The following is an 18,256-nucleotide window of genomic DNA, read 5'->3' as shown; positions in this document are numbered from 1 at the left end:
CATCACGGCGATGCAGCCATCGGTAACGGCGTCGCTGGACGCGTTGGAGCAGGCGCTGCAAGCCGAGCGTCAGGCATTGTTGACCCATGACGTCGATGCGTTGCTCGGATCGACCCAGGCCAAGCTGGTTGCGTTGAGGGAAGTGGAGAAGCGTCCATTGAGTGACGACTTCTCCGGGCGCGTGATTGCGCTCAGTGAACTGAATCGGGCCAACAACGTGTTGCTCACGCGTCGTCGTCGCGAAGTGACCTGGGCGCTACGGCACCTTGGCCGCATGGAATCGGCGGGCGTGTACGATACCGATGGACAAGCCAGCGCACGTCCACAGGTGCGCGCTCTCGGAGTGGGATGAACGACGCGACCAGCCCAGACCAACGTCCCCCATGGAGTGGGGACCTGTTGACGCTGGTCTCGTTGACGGACACCGCGATCATCCTGTTCAACCCGGCTGGTCAAGCGGAGCGGTCCAATGCCGCCGCCGACGTGTTGGGGCAGCGATTGCTGGCCAGCACGACAAACGCCGGGAGCAATGCGTTGTCGGTCCTGCCCGGGCACATTCCCGAGGACGCCTGGGACATCGCCTGTCGCGACGGCCGGTGGAGTGGTGAGGTGGTGATCGAGGCGCCAGCGATGGTGCTGGAGATCCGGCTGTTCGCCGAACCCGGCGGTCGGGGCCAGCGGTTTGCGACCTTCTGGGACGTCACCGCCCGCTCGGCACGCGAAGCAGAGTTGCAACAACGCCACGATGAGCTGGAACGCACCTATCGACGGCTGGCCGGGACCCAGGAACAGCTGCTGCAGTCCGAGAAGATGGCCTCGATCGGCCAGCTCGCCGCAGGCGTCGCCCACGAGATCAACAATCCGGTGGGCTACATCCACTCCAACCTGGGCACCTTGCAAGAGTATGTAGGCGCGTTGCTCGCGTTGCTGGAGGCTTACGACACGGCGTTGGATGACAGCGCCCCCGGCACCAGTCGGGAGCAGTTGCAGGCGATGCGAGAGCGGCTGGATATCGACTTCATCACCGGTGATGTCCCGAAACTGCTGGAGGAGTCCCGCGAAGGGATTGAGCGGGTCACCAAGATCGTCCAGGACCTGAAGGATTTCTCCCGGATTGGCCCCGATGAACCGATGCAGGCCGCCAACATCGAGAAGGGCCTGGAATCCACCCTCAACATCGTCTGGAACGACCTCAAGTACAAGGTGCGGATCGAGAAGTACTACAGTCCGCTGCCACCGGTGGAGTGCCATGTCTCGGAGATCAATCAGGTATTGATGAACCTGCTGATCAATGCCGGCCAGGCCATCCATGAGCGGGGCGTGATCGTGATGGCGACCGGCGCGGACGATGGCGAGGTATGGGTCAGCATCAGCGATAGTGGCTGTGGCATACCCGATGAAGTACTGCAGCGGGTCTTTGACCCGTTCTACACCACCAAGCCGATTGGGCGCGGTACCGGCCTGGGCCTGGCGGTCTGCTACTCCATCGTGGCCAAGCACCACGGCCGCATCGAGGTATCCAGCCGGCTGGGTGTGGGCAGCACGTTCCGGGTGGTGTTGCCGATCACGCAGCCCACCGGGTCGGCGGCACTGCCGGGGGCTGCGACTTCCACGCCACAGTAATTGCGTCAGTCATGGCCGGTCGCATGCTGTTCGTAGGCGCGAAACGCGGCCTGGATGTGCTCGCGCAGTTCATCGTCGTTCCAGGGCTTGGTGAGATAGCGGTAAATCGATCCGTGGTTGATCGCCTCGGTGATGGTGGTCAGGTCGGTGTAGCCCGATAACACCATGCGTACCGTATCGGGGTACATGTCGCGCACGCGGGTCAGGAACTCGGTGCCGCTCATGTCAGGCATGCGTTGATCGGACAGGATCACCTGGACCGGGTTGCTGGCCAGCAGGTCGAATGCCTCGCGTACCCCGTTGGCGGTCAGGATCTGGTAGCCGTCGCGGCGGAACAGCCGCACCAACGATCGCAACACGTTCTCCTCATCGTCAAGAAGCAGCAAGGTGCGTGCGGGACGGTTGGCGGTGAATGCCTCCGGCAGCAGGAAACGGCGCCGGATGAGGTCGTCCAGTTCGTCGGCCGGCAGCGGTGCGCTGAACAGGTAACCCTGGAGGAAATTGCAATGGTTGCGACGCAGGAAGCCAAGCTCGGCCTCGCTTTCGACACCCTTCGCGGTGACCTTCATGCCCAGACTGTGGCCCATGGCGATGATGCCGCGAACGATGGCGGCGCTGCGGGTGTTGCTGGCGACGTTGAGGATGAAGCTGCGGTCGATCTTCAACCGGTCCAGCGGGTATTGGGCCAGCGCGGACATGCTCAGGCCACCCAAGCCGAAGTCGTGCACGGTCAGGGTGGCCCCCAAAGCGCGCAAGCCGGCAAGATTGTCCAGGACCTGGCGGGTGTCGAGCGCGAGTACGGTTTCGGCGACCTCGAACTCCAATGCCTTCGCAGGCAAACCGTACTTGTGCAACAGCGCGCCGATCCGATCCACGCAATCGCGATGAGTGAGCAGCGGCTCGTCAAGGTGGACCGATATGCCGAGGTAATCCAGGCCTTGGTTTTGCCATTGCGCCAGCTGGCGCAGTGCCGATTCGACGACCCACCAGCCCAGCGGCTCTGACAACCCGACGCGATCAACGATCTCGATGAAGCGGTTCGGCAGCATCAGGCCCTGGTCCTCGGTCTGCCAGCGCAGCAAGGCACTGAAACCCGACAACCCGCCATCATCGGCATTGACCAGGGGTTGGTAGAACAGACGGAACTCGTCGTTGTCCAGCGCCTTGGCGAAGCGTTCGGCAAAGCCGTCGTTGGATGCGGTGTGTCCCGGCTTGGCGACATACAGGCCGACGGCATCCAGGCCTTCCTTCTTGACCCGGAGAAGGGCTTGCTCGGCCTTGGCCAGTAACGTGGCGGCGTTGCTGGCATGGTCGGGAAATATCGCCACCCCGATCGAAAACGTGATCGGCACCGTATAGGGCGGGATGGACAGCGGCGTCTCGAAGGCATCGCGCAACAGGTTGGCCAGGTTGCTGCCGTCGGACTCCCCGTCCCGGTAACCGATGGCGGCGATGAACTGGTCGCCCGCAAGTCGCCATAACCAGCCGTCCTGGGGGATTGTCTTGCGCAGCCGCTGAGCCGTGGCGGCCAGGACCTTGTCGCCGACCTCCTCGCCCATGTTCGCGTTGATCGAACGGAACATGTCGATGTTGATGTGCAGCAATGCGACCCGTCGCTTGGTAGCGCTGGCGGCGGCCAGCGCTGTGGTCAAGCTGGGCCCGTTGGCGCCAAGACGATAGATACCCGCAACCGGGTCCAGGGAGATGTAACCGAAATCGTCATAGCGCTGGGGCATGGGATGGAGCTAGTCCTGCGCGGGTGTCTCGCCGCCGCCGAAATCCCCTTCGGCCGATGCGGCCAGGTAGGCAAACACCGCATACGCCGCGACATTCTGCGCCAGGGCTTCGGGGTCGATCTTGTCGAAGGTGTCGTCCGGAGTGTGGTGCAGGTCGAAATAGTCGGTGCCGTCCTGGCTCAGGCTGGCCCAGGCCAGGCCGTTGCGTGCGAACGGGCCGAGGTCGGGGCCGGGGCCACCTTCACCGGCCGCGTGCTCGATTCCCAGCGGTGCGAGCGCCTTCAGGATCTGCGCTTCGGCGGCCTTGGCATAGTCCGGTGCTGAGGTCTCGAACGCATAAACACGGCCGGCGCCGAAATCGCTTTCCGCAGCAATCTGGTGCTGTTTGACCTCGCCGGCATGGGCTTCGGCATACGCTTTGCCACCCCACAGGCCTTGCTCCTCATTGGCGAACGCGATCACCCGGATGGTGCGCGCCGGAGCGGTCGGCAGGTCACCGATCAGCTTTCCGGCCGCCATGGTCAGGCCAACGCCCGAGGCGTCGTCGATCGCGCCGGTGCCGGCATCCCAGGAGTCCAGGTGCCCGCCGATCAACACGACTTCGTCGGGCTTGCTGCTGCCGGTGATCTCGCCAATCACGTTGTAGGAGGTGGCCTCGCCGTTCCAGCCGGTGTCCAGCGCCATCTTCACTTGTACCGGCTTGCCCAGGGCGAGCAAGCGGCTCAGTTGGTCGGCATCCGGCGCGGCCAGTGCGGCGGACGGGATCGGGGTCAGGCCGTCGTCGAAGCGGGTAATGCCGGTGTGCGGGTTGCGGTGCGAGTCGGTGCCGGCCGAGCGCATCAGGTAGGCACTGGCGCCGGCCCGGATTGCGGCCGAAGGGCCGCCCGAACGGGTACGTGAGCCCAGACCGTAGCCGCTACCATCGCGGGCACGTTCCATCCTGTAATCGATGAACGCGATTTTGCCGTCCAGTGAGTCGGCCGGTGCGGCTTCCAGTGCCGCCAGATCCGCAAAGCGCACCACCTCACCGGTGACCGTGCCACCCGGGCTGCCGCCCAATGCCGTCAGCACCAGGTTCTGTGAATGGGCGCCCAGTACCTGCGCGCTCTCGCTGCGACGCTCCCACTTCGGGAAGGTGACCGGCTCGGTCCAGACCTTGTCGTAGCCGAGCTCTTCGAACTTGGCCTTGGCCCAGGCGACCGCACGGGCATCGGCTGGACTGCCGGCCAGCCGCGGGCCGACTTCAGTGGTCAGCGATTCGGTGATCCTGTAGCCCAGGTCGCTGGCCAGCGCAGTGGCGCGCAATTGCGCAGCGGTGTCCATCGCGGCCTCGGGGATATGGGTATCCGCCGGCGCGGCGTGGACAGTGCCGGCGAGCAACAGGGAGGTGGCCAGGGTGGTGCCCAGCAGCAATGGAATGCGCATCGGATCTCCTGCCGGGCCATGGCCCGAAAAACAATGAAGCCGCGAGCGTAACAACTCGCGGCTTCATAATGGCGTGCCTCAAGTCACATGGCGGCGTGCCACGCTTGAGATTGCCCCGGTGTGGTTGCTCAGAGGCCCGGTTGCTTCAGCGAATCGCGGATCTCACGCAGCAACAGCACTTCTTCCGCCGGTGCAGCCGGGGCGGCGGCTTGCTTGGTAATCATCCTGTTGTAGGCCTTGATGATCATGAAGATCACGAACGCGATTAGCAGGAAGTCGATGATGGTCTGGATGAATGCGCCGTAGGTAATGACCGGTGCCGCAGCCTCCTGCGCGGCCGCGAGGTTGGCGTAGTCGCCACCGTCGAGGGCGAAGAACAACTGCGAGAAATCGACCCCGCCCATCGCCATGCCGACGATCGGCATGATGATTCCGTCGACCAGCGCGGTGACGATCTTGCCGAACGCGGCGGCGATGATCACCGCGACCGCCAGGTCGAGGACGTTACCGCGCGCGATGAATGCCTTGAACTCGCTGACCATGCTCATCAGGTGATCTCCTTGGGGTATTGGGGAATGCCGTGGAAACTATAGCCTCATGTTGATGGTGTGACGTGACCGCGCAATTGGACGACGTCATCGAGGCAAGCAAGGAAGGTATCGCCGGGCAGCAACGGCCCGACACCTGCCGGTGTGCCCATGAACACCAGGTCGCCGGCGCGCAGCGCATACAACTTCGACAGCTCATGCAGGATGTCCGGCACGTCCCAGACCAGGTCGGCGAACGCGCCCTGCTGGCGGAGCTGGCCATTGACCTTCAGGGTCAGCGTGCGGGTTGCCAGATCGCCGACCTCGGCGGCCGGCACCAGCGCGCTGACCGGGGCGGAATGATCGAATGCCTTGCCGGTGTCCCAGGGCAATCCCTTGGCTTTGGCGGCCGCCTGCAGGTCGCGGCGGGTCAGGTCCAGGCCGATCCCGTAGCCGAACACCAGTGCGTCGGCGGCACCCGGGTCGAGCACGCCGGCCGGAGCGTCGGCGCCGAGCGCGACCACCAGCTCGACCTCGTGGTGCAGCTCGGTGGTGCCACGCGGGTAGGGGACGACGCCATCGAGCACCAGCGCGTCGGCCGGCTTGCAGAAGAACACCGGGCTGCCGCGCTCGGCTTTCGACGCGGGGGCGACGGCGCCCATCTCACGGGCATGGTCGGCGAAGTTGCGCCCCACGCAATAAATCCGGCGAACCGGGAAAAAACCTGCGTCGCCGGTGCCGCGGACGGGGATGCGGGCCTGCTGGGGCGCAGGGATTACATCGTTGCCGGGCATCGCGGGTACGTCAGCGCGGCTGGGTCGACTTGTCGACGACGCGGTACTCGCCCTCGACCACCCGGGGGTCATGCTGACTGGCGGCGCGACGGTGCGGCAACGGCTGGCTGCGGCCGCGGAACAGCCGGTAAACCAGGCCCGCGGCCAGCATTGCCGACCCGATGACGGCGCCCACAAGCACCAACAGGGCCAGCAACCCGAGGCCGAGGGCACCCATCAGGAAGCGCAGCAACGGGTTGCGCGGCTTGCGCGGCTCAAAGGCGGCGCGGACGCGCGACTGGAGGAAATCGTTGTTGAAACGGAAAGTCTGGCTGCTCATTGAATGCATCATGGCACAATGCGGCGGAAGGCCGGAGCCGGCAGTATCCGCCGGTACGAGGAGAAATTCGTGATAAATCCGTTAATAAAACCGCGAGTGGACCCGACAGCGCTTATCGCGATGGATCGTCTTGCCGATGGCGGGTTTGCCGCGGTGGGTGCGGACCTGGATGACGACATGGAGCCGCTGGTTCTGTATCGCGATGGCGAGCAGGTGCGCGCCTGGCTCAATGTCTGTCCGCATGCCGGTCGTCAGCTGGACTGGGCGCCGGGCCAGTTCCTGAAGAGCAAGGACGGGTTGCTGGTCTGCGCCGCGCATGGCGCCAGTTTCGAGTTGCAGCACGGCGAGTGCGTTGCCGGGCCATGCCGCGGGGATTCGCTGCGCGCGGTGGCGGTGGAAGTGCGTGACGGTGCGGTGTGGCTGAAAAGTGGCGCTGCCGGGCACTCAGAACAGTAGGTTCACCATCAACACCGCGATCGCGGTGTAGGCCAGCGACAACGGCCCGCCGACCTTCCAAAGCTCCTTGCCGGTATACCCCGCCGGTCCGGTGATCATCGAGATCACCGGATTGGATGCGGTCATGAAGTTGTTCGACGCCGACAACGCGACGATCAACGCGAACGCGGTCGGGTCACCGCCCGCCGCGAGCGCCAGGTTGATTGCCAACGGCACCATCACGATGGCCGCGCCGACATGGCTGATCACCAGTGAAAACGCGGTGGTCAGCAAGCCCAGCAGCAATTGCAGCAACCAGGTCGGGGTGCCGTCCGGCAATCGCTCGATACTGTGCCCGGCGACCCAGGCCGCCGCGCCGCTGGAATCCATCGCCCAGCCCAGCGGGATCAGGCAGGCCATCAGGAACACCGTCTTCCAGCTGATGGCCGAGTACGCCTCGTCGATGTGGATCACCCCGGTCAGCAACATCCCGGCAACGCCGGCCATCAGTGCGATCGATACCGGCAGCCGCGACGACAAGGCAACCAACATGGCCAAGGCGAAAATCCCCAGTGCGATCTTCAGCTTGTGCGGGCGTTGCTCGCCCTTGGGGTAATCGGTCACCACCACCAGGTCCTTGCCCTTGGCAGCGTCGGCGAGGTTGGCCCAGATGCTGTGCAGCACCAGCATGTCGCCGGCGCGCAACGCCAGGTTGCGCACATCCTCGCGCATCACCTTCTTGTCGCGATTGACGGCGAGCAGGCTCAGGCTGTGGGTCTTGCGCAAGTGCAGGTCGCGCGCGGTCTTGCCGATGAACTTGGAGTTCGCCGGGATCACCGCTTCGGAAATGCCCGCACGGCTCGGGTTGAACAAGTCGGCGAACACGCGCAACCGGGAACTCATCCGCAGCATCTGGTTCTGGGCGAAATCCGCGACCTGCTGCCTGGGGCCCATCGCGCCCAGCACGCTGCCGACCCAGATCCGCGCATCGGCAGACGGTGACAGCCGTGCATCGTCCTTGGTCTTGATGGCCAGGATCAGCGGTGCATCGTGCAAGGTTTCCGCCTCACCCAGGGACATGCCCACCAGCGGGCTGTCGGCGGTGACGGTCAACTCGTAGACATCACCCTCGATGCCGTAGGCGTCCTCAAAATAGCTTTGGGTGCGCGCCGGGGTGGCGCCCTTGCCGACGCCCTCGTGCAGACGCTTGCTGCCGAAGAACCTGAAATACAGCAACGAGGTGGCCAGCAACGCCAAGCCGATCGGCAGGGTCGCGAACATCTGCAACGGCTCCAGCGTCGCCGCACCCGATGGCAGGTTGCTGTTGGCCGCCAGCAGCAGGTCATTGAGCAGGATCAGCGGTGAGTTGCCGACCATCGTCAACGAGCTGCCCATCACGATCGCGGTGGCCAGCGGCAATAACAGCCGCGGCAGGGTCAGCCCGGTTCGCGATGACAGGCGCGATGCCACCGGCAGGTACAACGCCATGACCGACGGGTTCTGCATCACCGAGGAGTTCAGGCCGGCAACCGCGCCGGTCAGCAGCAGCAGGCGTTCCTCGATTCCGTGCGAGCGCCTCAACAACCACGCCGCCAGCCGGTTGAGCGCGCCGGTGCGGTCCAGACCGGCGCCCAGGATCATGGTGGCGATGATGCTCATCACCGCGTTGGACGAGAAGCCGTTGAAGATGATGTCCGGTGAGACCAGTCCCGACAAACCCAGCAGCACCAGCACGACCAGTGCAACCACGTCGGCGCGGACGCGCTCGAACAGGAACATCACCATCGTGAACACCACCAGCCCCAGTACCAGCTTCATGTCGGTGGTAAGCGTCAGTGCGGTGTCCATGCCCGGGTTGAACACTTTGGTGGTCGGCCTGTCTTGTGGTCAGCAACCGTCAGCAGCGGTCGTAAAGAAGATCCCAGACGCCATGGCCGAGTTTCTGGCCGCGGGTCTCGAAATGCGTCTGCGGGCGCCAGTCCGGCCGCGGTACCGAGCCGCGCTGTCCGGCGCGGTTGACGATGCCATCGGTCGCATCCAGCACGTCCCACATCTGCTCAGCATAGTCGTGCCAATCGGTGGCGAGGTGCAAGCGACCGCCCGGGGCGAGTTTGCGAACCAGCAGGGCGGCGAACCCGGGTTGCAGCAGCCGCCGCTTGTTGTGGCGCTTCTTGTGCCATGGATCCGGGAAGTAGATCCGGACCTCGTCAAGGCTGGCGTCGGCCACCTCGTGGGTCAGCACCTCGACCGCATCGTGGTGGTAGACACGCACGTTGGTGGCATCGTCCAGTGCCACCGCGTTGAGCAGGCGGCCGACGCCGGGCGCATGGACCTCGATACCGATCAGGTCGCGTGCCGGGTCGTGCCGGGAGGCGAACAGCAACGCCTCGCCATTGCCGAACCCGATCTCCACCACCCGCGGTGCGACGCGCCCGAACACAGTGTCGAAGTCACGGGGTTGGTCCCGGCTTTCGGCCGGCCTGAAGTCGATCCCGAAGCGCTCCCACTGCTGGTCGAACGCGCGCTGCTGGGCCGGGGTGAAACGGCCCTGGCGCAACACGAAGCTGCGGATCTGGCGATGGCCTTCGGTGACGATGAACGGTTTGCCGGAAACGGGTTTCGGCGTTTTGGGAACGGTCGGCTGCGGAGGGTCGCTGTCGGGCATCAGTCGATGATGCCTTCCACCGGGCTGGAGGCACTGGCATAACGCTTGCGCGCCACCCGGCCGGCCTTGAACGCGGCGCGCCCCGCCTGGATGGCCAACTGCATCGCGTGGGCCATCAGCACGGGGTCCCTGGCACCGGCGATCGCGGTGTTCATCAACACGCCATCGCAGCCAAGTTCCATCGCGATGGCAGCATCGGAGGCGGTGCCCACGCCCGCGTCGACGATGATCGGCACCTTCGCGTTCTCCACGATTTCCACCAGGTTCCACTTGTTCTGGATACCGAGCCCGGAACCGATCGGTGCTGCCAGCGGCATCACCGCCACGCAACCAATTTCTTCCAGTCGCTTGGCCAGCAGCGGGTCGTCGGAGGTGTAGACCATCACGTCGAAGCCATCCTTGACCAGCGTCTCGGCGGCGGCCAGGGTCTGCACCACGTCGGGGTACAACGTCTTGTGGTCGCCCAGCACTTCCAGCTTGACCAGGTTGCGCCCGTCGAGCAGTTCGCGCGCCAGCCGGCAGGTGCGCACTGCCTCGTCGGCGGTGTAGCAGCCGGCGGTATTGGGCAGGATCGTGAAACGATCCAGTGGCAGCACGTCCAGCAGGTTGGGCTCGCCCGGGTTCTGGCCGATGTTGGTGCGGCGGATCGCGACGGTGACGATCTGTGCCCCGGCGGCCTCGGTCGCGCGCCGGGTCTGGTCCAGGTCGACGAACTTGCCGGTGCCGGTAAGCAGGCGCGAGGTGTAGGCCTTGCCGGCAATCAGCAAGGGGTCGGCGGCGCGGAAGTCGGTGGCGTTGAATGCGTTCATGCCGCGATTATCGCACCGCCGGACAGCCAGGCGTCAGCCGCCGCCCAGGGCATGCACGATCTCGATCCGGTCGCCGTCGGCCAGCGCGCGTTCGTCGTGCTGGCTGCGCGGCACGATATGGCCGTTGATCTCCACCGCAACCCGGCGTTCGGCCAGGCCCTCGTCCTGTAACAGACGGGCCAGCGTGGTGTGGGCCGCGAGCGCGCGCGGTTCGCCATTGAGAATGATGTCCATGCCGGCATTGTCTCGGGACGGGCCGAAAAGGGCCAGCCCGGCGACCGGCTCGCTGACGCGCCGCTGGCAACAATCAAGCGGGTTGCCGGTTGGCGCCGGTGGCTGATGTGGCTTGTCTGCGGGCAACACCCGTGTTTCGATACAGGCCGTCCGCTGGCGTATTGTGGCGCTGGCCCGTGTTTTGCCCATCGCAGGAGTTACCCCGTTGAAACCTATTCGCGCCGCCCTTGCCATTGCCGTTGCACTCGCCTTCGCGCCGTCGCTGGCCGTGGCAGGTGACCCGGAGGCCAACGATCAGCCGTATTCGCAGACCATCTTCTTTGGCGACAGCCTGACCGACTCCGGACACTTCCGGCCAGCGTTGATCCAGGCGGTGGGGCCGCAGGCCGCCATCCTGGGCAAGTTCACCACCAACCCGGGGCTGGTCTGGTCGGAGTACCTGGCCGATTTTTACGGCACCCAGGCGGCCGCAGCCAACCAGGGTGGCAGCAATTACGCGGTCGGCGGGGCGCGTGCGGGGGAAGACGAGGTCGGCCCGCTCGGGCCGACGCCGTCGATGATGACCCAGGTCACCAGCTACCTCACCGCGACCGGCGGTGTCGCTGATCCCAATGCCCTGTACACGGTGTGGGGTGGCAATAATGATCTGTTCGCGGTCGCCCAGGGCGCGCCGCCCCAGGCCACCATCGGTGCCGCAGTGACCGCGCAGATCGGCGTCGTTGGCGCGTTGCAGGCGGCTGGCGCGCAATACGTGCTGGTGGCCAGCATCCCCGACCTGGGACTGACGCCATCCGCGCGCGCGCAGGGCGCCCTCGCACAAGGCCAGCTGACCCAGTTGGCGACGGTTTACAACGACGCGCTGTACGGTGGGCTGGCGGCGGCGGGGCTGCAGGTGATTCCGCTGGACATGTTCCATTTGTTCCAGGAAGTGGCCGCCAATCCGGCGCCATTCGGCTTCAGCAACATCACCGGCACCGCCTGCCAACCCCAGATCACCGCCCAGTCCGTTACCTGCCAGCCCGGCAGCTACGTGACCCCGGATGCCGCCACCAGTTACCTGTTTGCCGATGGCGTGCATCCCACCGGCGCGGCGCATGAGGTGATCGCCGACTATGCCGCCTCGGTGCTGGAGGCGCCGCGCCAGGTCGCCGTGCTGGCCAATTCCGCGTCGATGGTCGGACGTGCCCGCGCCGACCGCGTTGCCGCGCAACTGACCGGCGTGACGATGACCAATGGCAAGCGCTGGTGGGGCGACGTGCGTGGGGATTTCCAGCGTTACGATCATGGCGACCTGTATGACGGCGCCGGCCCGGCCGTGACGGTCGGTGTCGACTGGCACCGCGATGGCCTGACCCTTGGCGGGTTTGGCGGCTATGGCCAGCTGAAGCAGGACTGGGGCCGCAGCGGTGGCAGTTTCGACCAGAGCGCCGCCAGCATCGGTGGTTACCTGGGCTGGACTGCCGGTAGCGGGGCCTGGGTCAACGCCCAGGTGAGCTATAGCCAGTTGGGCTTCGACCTCGAGCGCAATGCCAACCTGGGTCGCGTCACCCGGGTGCACCGCGCGGACGTGGATGGCAGCAACGTCAGTGCCGGCGTGAATGCGGGCTGGGAGTTCGGTGATGGCGCGTTGCGCCATGGGCCGGTGCTGGGCGTACTCGCGCAGAAGATCCGGATTGACGGGTTCGGCGAGAGCGATCCGCAGTTGTCGACCTCGCTGGCGTACCCGGAGCAGGAGTTCGACTCGCTGATCGGCACCGCGGGCTGGCAAATGCGTTACATCGCCAGCGAGCATCTGCAGCCGTATGCGCGGGCGACCATCGACCGCGAGTTCGAGGATGCCCCGTCGCAGGCCTTCGGGCAGTTGCAGTCGATGCCGGGCACGGCGCAATTCGCGGTGCCCGGGGTGGCGTTCGATGACAGCTACGGCAGCCTGACGTTCGGCGCCCGCACGCGGGTGATGGGACTGGACGCAAACATCGGCAGCAGCCTGACGCTGGGTCAGCAGGGTGGTCACCACGCCACCGTGTTCGCCACCATGGGCGGCACCTTCTGAGGCGGGCTTCCCCGGCGCCCGGCAAAGGCTTTAAACTGGCGTGATGCGGGTGTAGCTCAATGGTAGAGCTGTTGCTTCCCAAGCAACTGACGAGGGTTCGATTCCCTTCACCCGCTCCACATGCGCGGCGGCCTGGTCCTGATGGACGGGGCCGCCGTTTTCGTTGGCTCGCGCCGATGACGGCACCCATGTTCCCGGGTCTGTCATGGGCGGGTCACCGTGATGGTTGCACCATCGATACAATTTCGCCTGGAGCGGAAGCAGATGATGCCAAGGGTTGTTTTGGGCTGGCGGGAATGGGTCGACTTGCCGGCCCTCGGGGTGGCCGCGATCCGGGCCAAGGTCGACAGTGGCGCGCGCAGCTCGGCGCTGCATGTCGACGCGCAGTGGCGTTTCGTCGAGGGCGGCGCGCCATGGGTCGGTTTTCAGTTGACGCCGGGTGGCGTCGGCGGCATTTCGATGGAATGTGTCGCGCCATTGGCGGACGAGCGCGAGGTCACCGACTCGGGTGGCCATCGGACCCGTCGCGCGTTCGTGAGGACGTCGCTACGCCTGGGAGGTGTCGAGCGCCAGATCGACATCAACCTGGCCGACCGACGAGGCATGCTGTTTCCGATGTTGCTCGGCCGTACCGCGATGGCCCATGCGTTCATGGTCGATCCGGCACGCTCGTTCCTGCACGGCAAGCCCGTGTCCGATCGTTCGTTCGACCACCCATGGACCCTGTCCGCATGAAACTCGCGATCCTGTCGCGCAACACCAAGTTGTACTCGACCCGGCGCCTGGTCGAGGCCGCCCGGGAGCAGGGCCACAGCGTCCGCACGCTCGATCCGTTGCGTTGTTACATGCGCATCTCCGGCGATGGCTTTGCGATGAATTACAAGGGCCGGCCCATCTCCGGTTACCACGCGGTGATTCCCCGTATCGGCGCTTCGGTCACCCGCTACGGCAGCGCGGTACTGCGCCAGTTCGAGCTGATGGGCACCCTCAGCCCGAACCCGTCGGACGCGATCCTGCGCGCACGCGACAAGTTGCGCAGCCACCAGCTGCTCGCCGCGGAGGGGATCGGGATGCCGGCAACGGTGTTTGGCGACAACCCCGATGACACTGTCGACCTGCTGTCGATGCTGGGGCCACCCCCGCACGTGATCAAGCTCAACGAAGGCACCCAGGGCGCCGGCGTGATGCTGACCGAGAAGATGTCGGCCTCACGCGGAGTGATCGAGGCGTTGCGTGGCCTGTACGCGCAATTTCTGGTGCAGGAGTTCATTCCCGAGGCCCAGGGCGCGGACCTGCGTTGCTTCGTGGTTGGCAGCAAGGTGGTGGCGGCCATGCGACGCCAGGCGCCAGCGGGGGATTTCCGTTCCAATCTGCACCGCGGCGGCAAGGCCAAGGGCGCACGTGCCACGTTGGCTGAACAGGAGGTCGCGATCCGCGCGGCACGGGTGCTGGGACTGGGCGTCGCCGGTGTCGACCTGATCCGTTCGCGCCAGGGCCCGCTGGTGCTCGAGGTGAATGCCTCGCCGGGTCTGGAGGGCATCGAGTCGGCCAGTGGCGTCGATGTGGCCGGCGAGATTGTTGATTACGTGGCCCAGCGATACAAACGGCGCGCGGCCAAGCGTGTCACTGCAAAAAACCGAGGGTCCGATTAACAAACGTTTAATCGGCGACCACGTAGATTGATCTGGACCGGAATACTGTCCGTTGCATATCAGTGTTCGCGCCAATTGACCAAGTCAGTCGATTACACCGCAGCAGTGGCAATGCAGGTTTCGGTATCGGGCAACAACTTTTGGCCCAGGCGCGGTGGTCCCGTGTCTGGGCTTTCTTTTATGCTGGTGCCCAGCGCCAGCACACTGCCATGATGTGAACCCTGTCACGCTGATTGCCGGCCAACCCTCAACCAGGAACCACCACATGCGCATCCTCGTCATCGAAGACAATCAGGACATCGCCGCCAACCTGGGCGACTTCCTGGAAGATCGGGGCCACACCGTCGACTTCGCCGCTGATGGCATTACCGGACTGCACCTGGCGGTCGTCCACGACTTCGATGCGATCGTGCTCGATCTCAACTTGCCGGGCATGGACGGGCTGGAAGTCTGCCGGAAGCTGCGCAACGAGGCGCGCAAGCAGACCCCGGTATTGATGCTGACCGCGCGCGACAGCCTGGACAACAAGTTGGCCGGCTTCGACTCGGGCGCGGATGACTACCTGATCAAGCCGTTTGCGCTGCAGGAAGTCGAGGTCCGGCTGAACGCGCTGTCGCGCCGGGGGCGCGGGGTGCAGACCCGGGTGCTGACTGCCGCCGATCTGGAGTACAACCTGGACACGCTGGAAGTGCGTCGCCAGGGAAAGCTGCTGCAGCTCAATCCCACCGGTCTGAAAATATTGCAGTCACTCATGGAGTCGTCGCCTGCGGTGGTGACCCGGCAAGAGTTGGAGACCCGGGTATGGGGCGAAGAGCTGCCGGACTCCGATAGCCTGCGTGTGCATATCCACGGGCTGCGCGCGGTGGTCGACAAGCCTTTCGAAACGTCGCTGATCCACACCCGTCACGGCATTGGCTACCGGATCGCCGAACTCGATGCCACCAACTGAGTCAACGTCCGGCTCGCCGGCGCCGACGCGCCGTCGGATGCGTTACCGGCGGCGCCTACGCAGCCGCATCATCCTGTCGTTCGTGCTGCTGGGTTTCAGCCTGACCCTGCTGTTTGCCTGGGCGACCAACTGGACCCGCACCCGGGTGGAAAACCAGCTGGTCGAGGAGATGATGAATCGCAACATCTCCGAGGCGGCGCGGCAGTTTGAACTGGACCCGGAGAACCCGTTGTTCCCGGTCGACCAGATCAAGGCTTATGTCTACACGCCCGACAAGTTCGGGTCGGTCCGGCGCAACCGGCCCGAGTGGTACGAGCTGTCCGACGGCATCACCGGCATGCTCGGGGTCGATGAGACCGGTGACGAGTTCGCGTACAAGCTGGCGGTGCGGAAAACGCCGCAGGCCTGGTTCTTCCTGGCCTATGACATGACCCAGTCCAAGCGCAGCGAAGAGCAGTTCAATCGCGCCTTGTATGGCTCGGTGTTGCTGTTCACCCTGCTGTCGCTGGTGCTGGGCTGGTGGTCGGCGTCGCGGGTGATGAGCCCGGTGCTGGAGCTGGCGAAGCGTCTCAAGGTATCCGGCCGCAGTGCCGAATCGGAGGAGCTGGCCGCGCACTTTCCCGATGACGAAGTTGGCCAGTTGGCCGAGGCGCTGGATGACTATGCCGGGCGACTGACCGAAGTCGTCCAGCGCGACCGGGAGTTCAACGCCGATGTCAGCCACGAACTGCGCACGCCGCTGGCGGTAATCCGCGGCGCGGCGGAATTGTTGCTGTCACGGCCCGATATCGACGACAAGAGCCGCGCGCGTCTGCACCGGATCGAGCGCGCCGAGCAGCAATGTACCGACCTGATCAGCGCGCTGTTGCTGCTGTCCAGGAACGAGCGTGGGCGTGGCTCGACCGATGTGGCCAAGCTGGCGGCGCAGTCGCTGGATGTGCATCGCACCCAGCTTGCGGGAAAGCCCTTGCAGTTGCGGCTTGAGGATGAGCTCGGCCCGCTGGTGGTCGATGCACCGGAAGCCGCCGTCGCGGTGGCGCTGGGCAACCTGATTGGTAATGCGGTCAAGTACACCACCCGGGGGGAGGTGATCGTACGCATGCTGCCCAACGCAGTCGAGGTGATTGATTCGGGCCCCGGTCTGAGTGCCGAAGATGCCGCCCACGTATTCCAGCGCGGCTATCGGGGCACCCACGCCGGTTACTCACAAGGGGGCGGGATCGGCCTGTCGATCGTACGCCGGCTGTGCGACCTGTATGGCTGGAACGTATCGGTACGGCCAGGCGCCGAAATCGGCGTGGTTGCGACATTGAGGTTCGACGAGGGCGACGCGCTGGCGGCGACCAGCGATGCCGGTGTCGATCCCGACACCGGCCCGCCGGCCTGAGCCGAAGCTACGATCTGGCCGGCTCTTCCACTGGTTCCAACCAGCCGTACGTGTCCGGCGTACTGCCGTCAAACAGACCGAAGAACAATTCCTGGATTCGCTGCGTCACCGGTCCCGGTTTCCCGGTGCCGACCTGGCGGCCGTCAACCGAGCGGATCGGGGTGATCTCCGCCGCGGTGCCGCACATGAACAGCTCGTCGCACAGGTACAGGTACTCGCGTGGCATGTCCCGTTCGACCACCTCGATGCCGGCATCGCGGGCCAGGCGGATGATCGAGTTGCGGGTGATGCCGTTGAGTAGCGCGGCACTGACCGGGGTGGTGTGCAGGGCGCCATCGAACACCAGGAATATGTTCTCGCCGGCGCCCTCCGACAGCAGGCCGGTCGATGCCAGCGCGATCCCTTCGCCGAAGCCGAGCCGACGTGCCTCACGTGCGATCAGCTGGCCGGACAGGTAGTTTCCGCCGGCCTTGGCCCCGGTCGGGATGGTGTTGGGGGCGAGTCGCTGCCAGCTCGACACGCAAGCGTCGATGCCGGCCTCCAGCACGCCGGCGCCGAGGTATGGGCCCATTTCCCAGGCCGCCACCGACAGCTCGACCGGGGTGTCGGCAGACAGGCCGAAGCCGCCGAGGCCGCGGAAAGCGAGGGGACGCAGGTAAGCCTTGCCCAGGTTGTTGCGGCGAATGACCTCGCGACAGGCGGTGTTGACCTCGGCCACGCTGTAGGGCATCGGCATGTCGTAGATCCTGGCCGATGCGTACAGGCGAGTGTTGTGGTCGGTCAGGCGGAAGATCGCCGGGCCGTCGGGCGTCTCGTAGCTGCGGATGCCTTCGAACACCGATGAGCCGTAGTGCAGCGCGTGCGACATCACGTGGGTGGTTGCATCTTCCCAGCGCTTGATCGCGCCGTTGTGCCAAATCCATTCGGGGTATTGCATCGGTCGGGTATCCGCGTGTGGGTGAGCGTTTCATTGTGCCTGCTCAATTCCTGATCCACAGGCAACCGAAGTAGCGGTGCAACCCGAACACCGTTTCCGATGGCGTGACGCCGTTCTCGAGGGTCTGCATGACCCGCAATGCAACCGGCTTGGCGTCGGTCACCGTGGAGGGGTAATAGCGTTCGCCTGGGTCACCTACGGTCCGCGTGAACACCGGCAATGGTGCTGGCTCCGGCTCCGGCACCACGGGCACGATGTCGACCAGTGGCCGGCTGACCACCACGGCAAGCCGGGTCATCACCGCGGCGGCGCCGCGGCTGGACGCGCCCGCCCAGTGGTAGACGCTGGCAAGCCGGTTTGCGTCGCCACCGTCGATCGCGGTGGTCATCTCGAACATCAGGTCCTGCACGTTGCGCGCGCAGCCATCACGATAGATCCGGCGACTGCCGACGCGGGCGGGCGCGGGTGCCCGTTCGACCGCGCCAATGTCCGAGCAACGACGGTCGGTATACGCCATCGTGCCGTCGCTGTGCTGGCAGCGGTTGATCTGGGCGGCCGCGTTGGGTGACCAGGCCAGCGCGCACAACAGTCCGAGCGCGACCAGGCCGCCGCGGCGCGACAAGCCGGGCGGGAGCAATGTCTGGTCAGGGTGGCTCTGGTCAGGGTGGAATGCCATCCCGCCAGCGTACGCGGCGGCGACGCATCGTTGAA

19 protein-coding genes and 1 tRNA gene are annotated in these 18,256 nt (G+C 65.4%); 9 read left to right on the top strand and 11 right to left on the bottom strand.

The features are described 5' to 3' along the window. Nucleotides 1–10: 10 nt before the first annotated feature. Together ACW7G6_RS13220 and ACW7G6_RS13215 are read left to right on the top strand one after the other, a co-directional pair. Complete coding sequence (locus tag ACW7G6_RS13220; protein ID WP_456962913.1) at nt 11–352, top strand: flagellar protein FlgN; 342 nt, start codon at nt 11–13, stop codon at nt 350–352. Continuing rightward, nucleotides 349–1,623 carry an ATP-binding protein gene (locus ACW7G6_RS13215; protein WP_456998452.1) on the top strand — a complete coding sequence of 425 codons (1,275 nt, stop codon included), beginning with the start codon at nt 349–351 and terminating at the stop codon, nt 1,621–1,623. The genes ACW7G6_RS13220 and ACW7G6_RS13215 overlap by 4 nt, the downstream gene beginning before the upstream one ends. Nucleotides 1,624–1,628: 5 nt before the next feature. Here ACW7G6_RS13215 and ACW7G6_RS13210 read toward each other — a convergent pair whose 3' ends face one another. The 5 genes from ACW7G6_RS13210 to ACW7G6_RS13190 form a co-directional block, all read right to left on the bottom strand. Continuing rightward, the gene (locus ACW7G6_RS13210; RefSeq protein ID WP_456980251.1) at nt 1,629–3,359 is read right to left on the bottom strand and encodes an EAL domain-containing protein; all 1,731 of its coding nucleotides are present in this window, start codon (nt 3,357–3,359) and stop codon (nt 1,629–1,631) included. A 9-nt stretch (nt 3,360–3,368) separates the two neighbouring features. Continuing rightward, nucleotides 3,369–4,784, bottom strand: a complete 1,416-nt coding sequence (locus ACW7G6_RS13205; RefSeq protein ID WP_456998451.1) for a M28 family peptidase — start codon at nt 4,782–4,784, stop codon at nt 3,369–3,371. Between the two features lie 128 nt (nt 4,785–4,912). Continuing rightward, nucleotides 4,913–5,332, bottom strand: coding sequence for a large conductance mechanosensitive channel protein MscL (mscL, locus tag ACW7G6_RS13200; RefSeq protein WP_456998450.1), 420 nt, complete (start codon nt 5,330–5,332; stop codon nt 4,913–4,915). A gap of 47 nt (nt 5,333–5,379) precedes the next feature. Beyond that, nucleotides 5,380–6,105 (bottom strand): fumarylacetoacetate hydrolase family protein, encoded by a 726-nt coding sequence (locus ACW7G6_RS13195; protein WP_456980248.1) that lies wholly within the window; start codon nt 6,103–6,105, stop codon nt 5,380–5,382. A 10-nt stretch (nt 6,106–6,115) separates the two neighbouring features. Next, a complete protein-coding gene (locus ACW7G6_RS13190; RefSeq protein ID WP_456980247.1) occupies nt 6,116–6,424 on the bottom strand; it encodes a hypothetical protein in 309 nt (102 codons plus the stop codon). 120 nt (nt 6,425–6,544) lie between these two features. Between ACW7G6_RS13190 and ACW7G6_RS13185 the strand changes: the two genes are divergently transcribed. After that, entirely contained in the window at nt 6,545–6,880 is a 336-nt protein-coding gene (locus ACW7G6_RS13185) for a Rieske (2Fe-2S) protein (RefSeq protein WP_456980385.1), read from the top strand. Here the strand turns inward: ACW7G6_RS13185 and ACW7G6_RS13180 are convergent. The 4 genes from ACW7G6_RS13180 to thiS are packed head-to-tail and all read right to left on the bottom strand — an operon-like array spanning nt 6,869 to nt 10,567. After that, a complete protein-coding gene (locus ACW7G6_RS13180) occupies nt 6,869–8,707 on the bottom strand; it encodes an SLC13 family permease (RefSeq protein ID WP_456980246.1) in 1,839 nt (612 codons plus the stop codon). The two genes, ACW7G6_RS13185 and ACW7G6_RS13180, sit on opposite strands and share 12 nt — an antisense overlap. Before the next feature lie 49 nt (nt 8,708–8,756). Beyond that, nucleotides 8,757–9,524 carry a tRNA (guanosine(46)-N7)-methyltransferase TrmB gene (gene trmB / locus ACW7G6_RS13175; RefSeq protein ID WP_456980245.1) on the bottom strand — a complete coding sequence of 256 codons (768 nt, stop codon included), beginning with the start codon at nt 9,522–9,524 and terminating at the stop codon, nt 8,757–8,759. Next, nucleotides 9,524–10,333, bottom strand: a complete 810-nt coding sequence (locus ACW7G6_RS13170) for a thiazole synthase (protein WP_456980244.1) — start codon at nt 10,331–10,333, stop codon at nt 9,524–9,526. The genes trmB and ACW7G6_RS13170 overlap by 1 nt, the downstream gene beginning before the upstream one ends. 33 nt (nt 10,334–10,366) lie before the next feature. After that, nucleotides 10,367–10,567, bottom strand: a complete 201-nt coding sequence (thiS, locus tag ACW7G6_RS13165; protein WP_456998449.1) for a sulfur carrier protein ThiS — start codon at nt 10,565–10,567, stop codon at nt 10,367–10,369. A gap of 205 nt (nt 10,568–10,772) precedes the next feature. Between thiS and ACW7G6_RS13160 the strand changes: the two genes are divergently transcribed. The 6 genes from ACW7G6_RS13160 to ACW7G6_RS13135 all read left to right on the top strand — a co-directional run bounded on the left by ACW7G6_RS13160 (nt 10,773) and on the right by ACW7G6_RS13135 (nt 16,608). Next, nucleotides 10,773–12,620 (top strand): autotransporter domain-containing protein, encoded by a 1,848-nt coding sequence (locus tag ACW7G6_RS13160; RefSeq protein ID WP_456998448.1) that lies wholly within the window; start codon nt 10,773–10,775, stop codon nt 12,618–12,620. A gap of 45 nt (nt 12,621–12,665) precedes the next feature. Continuing rightward, nucleotides 12,666–12,739 (top strand) — tRNA-Gly (locus ACW7G6_RS13155). Between the two features lie 148 nt (nt 12,740–12,887). Beyond that, a complete protein-coding gene (locus ACW7G6_RS13150; RefSeq protein WP_456980241.1) occupies nt 12,888–13,355 on the top strand; it encodes an ATP-dependent zinc protease family protein in 468 nt (155 codons plus the stop codon). Beyond that, nucleotides 13,352–14,272, top strand: coding sequence for a 30S ribosomal protein S6--L-glutamate ligase (gene rimK / locus ACW7G6_RS13145; RefSeq protein WP_456980240.1), 921 nt, complete (start codon nt 13,352–13,354; stop codon nt 14,270–14,272). The genes ACW7G6_RS13150 and rimK overlap by 4 nt, the downstream gene beginning before the upstream one ends. Before the next feature lie 265 nt (nt 14,273–14,537). Further along, nucleotides 14,538–15,221: a response regulator transcription factor gene (locus tag ACW7G6_RS13140; protein WP_456980239.1), complete on the top strand. Its 684-nt coding sequence runs from the start codon at nt 14,538–14,540 to the stop codon at nt 15,219–15,221. Beyond that, on the top strand, nt 15,208–16,608 hold the full coding sequence (locus ACW7G6_RS13135; protein WP_456998447.1) for a sensor histidine kinase: 1,401 nt from the start codon (nt 15,208–15,210) through the stop codon (nt 16,606–16,608). The genes ACW7G6_RS13140 and ACW7G6_RS13135 overlap by 14 nt, the downstream gene beginning before the upstream one ends. Before the next feature lie 7 nt (nt 16,609–16,615). Here ACW7G6_RS13135 and ACW7G6_RS13130 read toward each other — a convergent pair whose 3' ends face one another. Both ACW7G6_RS13130 and ACW7G6_RS13125 read right to left on the bottom strand, forming a co-directional pair. Continuing rightward, nucleotides 16,616–17,545, bottom strand: coding sequence for a branched-chain amino acid transaminase (locus ACW7G6_RS13130; protein ID WP_456998446.1), 930 nt, complete (start codon nt 17,543–17,545; stop codon nt 16,616–16,618). 43 nt (nt 17,546–17,588) lie between these two features. Further along, on the bottom strand, nt 17,589–18,221 hold the full coding sequence (locus ACW7G6_RS13125; protein WP_456998445.1) for a hypothetical protein: 633 nt from the start codon (nt 18,219–18,221) through the stop codon (nt 17,589–17,591). Nucleotides 18,222–18,256 lie beyond the last annotated feature (35 nt).

Source organism: Lysobacter sp. A421, from assembly GCF_054052145.1.
This window is presented reverse-complemented; position numbering and strand designations above follow the sequence as displayed.